Annotated in this window: 4 protein-coding genes; 2 read left to right on the top strand and 2 right to left on the bottom strand. The window is 38.4% G+C overall.

Annotated features, from left to right (window positions below; genetic code table 11):
* Positions 1-115 precede the first annotated feature (115 nt).
* Both ACN0QX_RS14935 and ACN0QX_RS14930 read right to left on the bottom strand, forming a co-directional pair.
* Positions 116-2,590 (bottom strand): exopolysaccharide transport family protein, encoded by a 2,475-nt coding sequence (locus tag ACN0QX_RS14935; protein ID WP_248395128.1) that lies wholly within the window; start codon positions 2,588-2,590, stop codon positions 116-118.
* 3 nt (positions 2,591-2,593) lie between these two features.
* On the bottom strand, positions 2,594-3,388 hold the full coding sequence (locus ACN0QX_RS14930) for a polysaccharide biosynthesis/export family protein (protein WP_248395129.1): 795 nt from the start codon (positions 3,386-3,388) through the stop codon (positions 2,594-2,596).
* A 103-nt stretch (positions 3,389-3,491) separates the two neighbouring features.
* Between ACN0QX_RS14930 and ACN0QX_RS14925 the strand changes: the two genes are divergently transcribed.
* Together ACN0QX_RS14925 and ACN0QX_RS14920 are read left to right on the top strand one after the other, a co-directional pair.
* Complete coding sequence (locus ACN0QX_RS14925) at positions 3,492-5,351, top strand: ABC-F family ATP-binding cassette domain-containing protein (protein WP_417198119.1); 1,860 nt, start codon at positions 3,492-3,494, stop codon at positions 5,349-5,351.
* A gap of 208 nt (positions 5,352-5,559) precedes the next feature.
* A complete protein-coding gene (locus tag ACN0QX_RS14920; protein WP_417198117.1) occupies positions 5,560-6,324 on the top strand; it encodes an O-methyltransferase in 765 nt (254 codons plus the stop codon).
* Positions 6,325-6,867 lie beyond the last annotated feature (543 nt).

Raw genomic sequence — 6,867 nt, 5'->3', positions numbered from 1 at the left:
TCTCACCTCACACCTCACATCTCTCACCTCTAACCTCTCACCTCACACCTCACATCTCTCACCTCTAACCACTCACCTCACATCTCTCACCTCACATCTCTCACCTCCAACCGCATCATATCCGCTTTAAAAACTGTTTTATTTTACCAATAATGCCTTTTTTATCATCTTCATGATAAGCATTCCCATAAACACCATAGCCGTAACCATAGCCATAACCATAGCCATAACCGTAATTATGATTGGTTTTATGCTTATAGAAATTCAAGACAAAATTGATATTCTTTATTTCACCACCCCGATATTTGGCATTAATCAATTGGAGCATGCCTTTTTTAGTATAATCCAAACGCACCATAAAAATAGAGGTATCAGCATATTTTACCAATTCCAAAGCATCGGTAACCAATCCTAGAGGAGGCGTATCAAGTATAATAATATCGTAAGTCTGACGGAGTTCAGCAATCAGTGTTTCCATATTCCCGCTCATCAATAACTCCGAAGGGTTTGGAGGGATAGGACCTGCAGGAACCACATCTAAATTTTCAATATGGGTGCGATTAACAACCGAAGCAAAATCCGATTCGCCAATAAAGTAATTCACCATCCCCGTATCATTAGTCAAATTAAAATCGTCAAATATTTTAGGCTTACGTAAATCCAGCCCTAACAGAATGGTTTTCTTACCACTCAAAGCGTAAACCGTAGCTATGTTTATAGAACAAAAGGTCTTTCCTTCCCCACTCACTGAAGAAGTAATCATAATTGTCCGACCACCTTCTCTGGGGTTTTTATTGAGAATAAATTGCAAACTAGACCGAATAGACCGAAAGGATTCGGCAACAGCCGATTTAGGCTTTTCAAATACCACCAAATTATTATGGTAGCGGTACTTACCAATTAATCCCAAAATAGGAATTTTAGACAGGCGCTCCACCTCATCAGAGCCATGAATGGTATGATCCAATAAAAAGATGACGAATATGAGAAACATCGGAATAAAGAATCCCAGCATCAAGCCCATCATATAGTTCAAGGATTTATTAGGACCTATAAGTCCCCCACCTATATCCTTGGCTTCATCTACAATACTAATATCCGAAATATTGGCGGCCTTTACAATAGCAGCCTCACTCCGCTTATCCATATATAAATTATAGGCTTCCTGACTAATATCCAACTTACGCTGAATCTTTAAAAATTCTTGTTGATCTTCTGGCAAACCACTTAATTTAGCCTCCAAATTAGCAATATTAGTATTCAGACTATTCATCAGAATCCGAATCGTACTTTTAGTAGCATTTATCGTTTCTAAAAGCACATTCTTTTCAGCATCTATCTGCCGATCCAAATCTTTAAATATAGTCGAACTCTCACGCGTGGTATACTCATAGCCCTGGCGTTCAATGGCCAACGCCGTTATTTTAGCAACACTACTTTGAATATTACTTTCTTCAATCCCCACAGAGGATGGCGCCGCAATACTCGTATAGTCCGTTTTTGTTTGGAGATACTTCTCTAAAGCGTCTAAATAATTGAGCTTTGTATTTTCCGCCTCCTTTTGAATCTCAAATTCTTTAAGTTTACTCGAAATATCCGCCATTTCTGTGGATACATCAAACACCTTATTCTGCTTTCTAAAGGCATTCATTTCATCACCAAAGTCTTTTAAATTGGTGTTAACGGCGTTCAAACTACTATCTATAAACTTTATCGTATTGGTGGCATACAGGTTTTTGCGTTCCAACTCCGTTTCACTTAAAATAACGGCGGTGGTATTTAGGTAATCTACAATTTTAGACTTATTAGTTCCAGCTAAACTCAAACGCAGGACAGAAGCTGAAGCATTACTAAATGGACTCACATTAATTCCCCTCTGATACCCATTAACAACCCCATCAAAATTACTAAACTGCATAAAAAATTCCTGTCCAGCTTTAATGACACGGTCATGACGCAAAGTCACAACACCATGAAAAAAGGGTAAATTAACAACCTCCCCCAAGGCAAATTCCTGTTGAAATGGCCCTATAGGCAAAGAAACAGCTAATCGTTCTTTAGTGTCATAACGCTGTCCTGAACCCGACTCCGATTCAAACGCTGTAAACACTTCAAAAGTAGATGGGGATAAAAACCGAATCCCAATAAAGTGACCTAGCAATTGTGGTTGAGACAAATCAGGAGTAAACACAAAAGGCGCTTGTTTATAAATATCTATTTTACGGTACTTGCCTTCCCTAAAATAGTTCATATAAGACTTTAACGAATCAACAACCTTTTCATTATGCGTTCGCGTTTGTAAGGTGGTAATGGTTTTACCCATTTTCCCTGAAACACCACCCCAATTAAAAGAAATACTAGTATTGGCAGTAAAAAAAGGGTTCTGATCGTTTTCTACAGAGATAAGCGATTCAAGCTTATAAATATTCTGCTTGCGCACATTGATGAAGTAGGCAATAATTAAAGCCACACCAATACAAGCAAGCACAAACTTCCATAAATTTAAAACTTTAAATAAGTACCCCTTGAAGTCGAAGTTAATACTCCCACCGTCGCCTGAATCCATGTCTTCATAATCGTAATCTGCCATAATTTAGAGCCTGTCTATAAGTAATAAAGTGGTTGTAACTAGAGATAAAGCGGTAATGATCGTCCCTAAAGTTTGCAAGCCGGTTACACCGGTTCCCCAAGACTTTTGTTTCAACGGCTTCACATAAATAATATCATTCATTTGGATATAATAATACGGCGAATCCATGACGCTAACATCTAGTAAATTCAAATGATGTATTTTCTGCCCTTGCGGGTACTGCCTAATTATGGTTACATCCTTGCGGTCTCCAGTAACCATGACATCGCCGGCATTGGCCAAGGCTTCAAAAATATTTACGCGGGGCTGATACAAGGTTTGCGTTCCCGTACTCCCCACTTCGCCAGTAACGGTAAATCGCAGGCCTGTTAACTTCACAGTCACAAAGATATTAGAGGTTTCCTTAAGTTCTTCTTCTAACAACTTGGTTTCTAACATACGTTCTATCTCCTCGGTCGTATAACCCAAAACGTTCACTTCACCCAAAATAGGGATCCGAATATTCCCATGCATATCCACCGTAAACCCATCAAAAAAGGCACGTTCGTCTCCAGACGCGTTTAAATCCCGCTCGCCCGTTGGGTTAAACATTTGAATATTCCGTTGATCCATCGCTTTTACACGAATATTAAGGATATCGTTAATTTGTACACGATAGGGTTTTTGTTTTTCAATAATAACTTGCGTCGAATCGGTGGCAGCTTCTTTATTTTGCAAGTAAACCAACTCTTTATTGGGTATACAAGACACAGATAGCAAGGCGATTAAACCAAGTATAATAACATATAAATGCTTCATGTTGAGGGTGCAAGTTTCTTCACAAATATAGCTTTTCAGTAGGAATATCAAAACTTATCGTATAAATTTTGAATTATTTACGTTCTTTGCAAAAAAATAGACGTTGAACTACCTGACTGTTGAAAATATATCGAAATCCTATGGCGAATTAACGCTATTCGAAAACCTGTCCTTTAGCATCCATAAAGATCAGAAAATTGCCTTTGTGGCTAAAAATGGAACGGGGAAGACCTCTATTTTAAATATGCTATCTGGAAAGGACACAGCCGATTCGGGCCAAATCATCTACCGAAAAGACATTACGGTGGCCGTCCTGTCCCAAGACCCCGAACTCAATCCAAACCTAACCGTGGAAGAAGCTATTTTTGATACCTCCAACCCCATTTTAAAGGTTATTAAGGATTACGAGAAAGCCTTGGAAAACCCCGATGATGCCGAAGCCTACCAAAAAGCTTTTGAGTTAATGGATAGCAATCAGGCTTGGGATTTTGAAACCCAATACAAGCAAATCCTATTTCAATTAAAACTAGATAACCTCAATCAAAAAGTGAGCGCCTTGTCTGGCGGTCAGAAAAAACGTCTGGCCTTGGCAAACGCCTTACTTAAAAAGCCAGACTTATTAATTTTAGATGAGCCTACCAACCATTTGGATTTAGAAATGATTGAGTGGCTAGAGGATTTCTTTGCTAAAGAGCAAATAACACTCTTTATGGTAACACACGACCGGTATTTTCTAGAGCGTGTGTGTAATGAAATCATTGAGTTAGACCATGGGCAATTACATACCTACAAAGGAAACTACTCATACTATCTCGAGAAGCGCGAAGCACGTATTGAAAATGAAGCGACGGAAACAGGGAAAGCCAAGCAACTCTTTAAGAAAGAACTGGATTGGATGCGCAAGCAGCCCAAAGCACGAACCACAAAATCCAAATCGCGAATAGACGATTTTCACGATATTAAACACCGTGCCAATCAAAGACGCCAGGACCATCAAGTCCAATTAGAACTAAATATGGAACGCCTAGGCAGTAAGATATTAGAACTCCATAAAGTCAGTAAAAGTTTTAAAGACAAAACCATTTTAGATAATTTTGAATACACCTTTAAAAAGGGCGAACGTATTGGAATTATTGGTAAGAATGGAACGGGTAAATCCACCTTTTTAAATATTATTACCCAATCCCAAAAACCAGACTCCGGTAAAGTAGTCATTGGTGAAACGGTAAAATTTGGATACTATACCCAAGCCGGTATTACCATCAAACCCAACCAAAAGGTTATTGATGTAATTAAAGAATTTGGGGAGTATATACCACTTAAAAAAGGGAGTCAAATTAGTGCTGGGCAATTGCTGGAACGCTTTTTATTTAGCAGAAAAAAACAATATGACTTTGTTGAAAAATTAAGTGGTGGCGAACGTAAACGACTGTACTTATGTACCGTATTAATTCAAAATCCAAACTTTTTAATTCTGGATGAGCCAACAAACGACCTAGATATTGTAACCCTAAATGTACTTGAAAGCTTTCTTTTAGATTTCCCAGGCTGTTTAATGGTGGTGTCTCACGACCGGTATTTTATGGATAAAATTGTCGATCACTTATTAGTATTTCGCGGCGAAGGGCTTGTAGAAGATTTCCCGGGGAATTACTCCGATTTCAGAACGTATGAGGACAGCCAAGAACCCGAATCTAAAGAGGATGACAAGAAGGAAAAGAAAAATTGGAAGAAAGATAATAACATCAAATTAACCTATAACGAACAAAAGGAATACAAGAACCTTGAAAGTAAAATAAGCAGTCTAGAACATGATAAGCAGGCCATGGAAAAGGAATTCCTAAACCCAGACTTAACACCCGATGAAATCAACACCTTATCTGAAAAATTACAAAAGATTCTAGATGAGATTGATGAAAAAGAAATGCGCTGGTTTGATTTAAGTTCAAAGCTAGAAGAGTAAGAATAGTTTACAGTCGCAGTTTTCAGTGACGTAAACAAACAAGTAGTTATATGACTTTAATGTTTTATGTAACGGTTTACTTAATAACTTAATAACCTTGAACCTTGTCTCGGAACCCGTCAGTTCGAGTGTCCCACCGCAAGGAGGGATGTATCGAGAACAACCACCAAAAACCGAACACTGAACACTGAACACTGAATACGAAACCGTGTACCAACAAAAAAAATATATACCGTTCCTTTTAAAATCAACCAACCAACACGGTGTCCATTCTCCTTTTGTATATGATTTAATCACGAAATGCTTCTACGATAAAACAGAATACCCAGCTTATCAGGAATTAAAAACGTATAGAAAGCAAGTATTAGGAAGTCCAGAAACCATCAATCTAACGGACTTAGGATCAGGCTCTAAAAAAACAACCAACAAGCAAAGACGCATTGCTGAAATAGCCAAAACATCTGGCACACCGTTAAAGCGCGCTAAATTATGGTATCGCTTAACGGGCTATTTTCAACCCAAACATATTTTAGAATTAGGCACATCATTAGGCATTGCAACCCACGCCATGCATTTGGGGTGTCCACAAGCAAAAATCACAACTATTGAAGGTTGCCCAAATTGTTCCAAGTTTGCACAATCGGCCTTAGCCAATTATAAAAACATCCAATTCTTAACAGGTAATTTCAGCCAACATCTCAATACCAGAACCCAACAGGCTTGGGATCTGATCTTTTTTGATGGCAACCATACCAAAGAAGCCACCATAGCATATTTTGAAACCCTCCTCCCATCAGTCCACAACGACACCATTTTTATTTTTGATGATATTTATTGGTCAGAAGGCATGACCCAAGCTTGGGAAATCATCAAACAACACCCGCAAGTAACCGTTACCATCGACACCTTTTTCTGGGGCTTTGTATTTTTTAGAAAGGAACAACGGAAAGAACATTTTACCATCCGGATTTAAAAAATGCTGTCATTGCGAGCCTGCCTGTCATTAGGCAGGAAGTGACACAGGAACAACGCGGCAAATGCAAAGCATTCACGAACACCATTTTTTTTAAAATAATACGATGTGAGCAATCTCATCAATAGTAGGGCTACTTTCCAAAAAGCCATCAACTATTTAATCCATTTTAAAATTACTCCGCGTATCTCTGTGAAAATTCTCCCTGGAACTCCCTGAAATAATCAACGAATCTTACCACACCAAGTCGTGTTAATCCGTGAAAATCGTGTCCTAATATGTCGCAATACATTACGTCAATAACCCATTAACTCTATACCACAATATCTAATTATATCATTAACTTATGAACCAATCAACACACACCTCATCCCTAATTCCTAATTAACCCGATAACTTAAGAACTTTTCACTCCTCACTTTTCAATTTTCACTTTTCACTTTTCACCTTTCAGTCCTCACTTCTCACGCCTCAGCTTGCTCTTGTCACCTTTCTCGTTTCAAATTTCATCTGTGACCATCCTATTTCCACTTATCCCTTTTT

Source organism: Bizionia sp., from assembly GCF_048259285.1.
Classification (GTDB): domain Bacteria; phylum Bacteroidota; class Bacteroidia; order Flavobacteriales; family Flavobacteriaceae; genus Algorimicrobium; species Algorimicrobium hallyeonense.
This window is presented reverse-complemented; position numbering and strand designations above follow the sequence as displayed.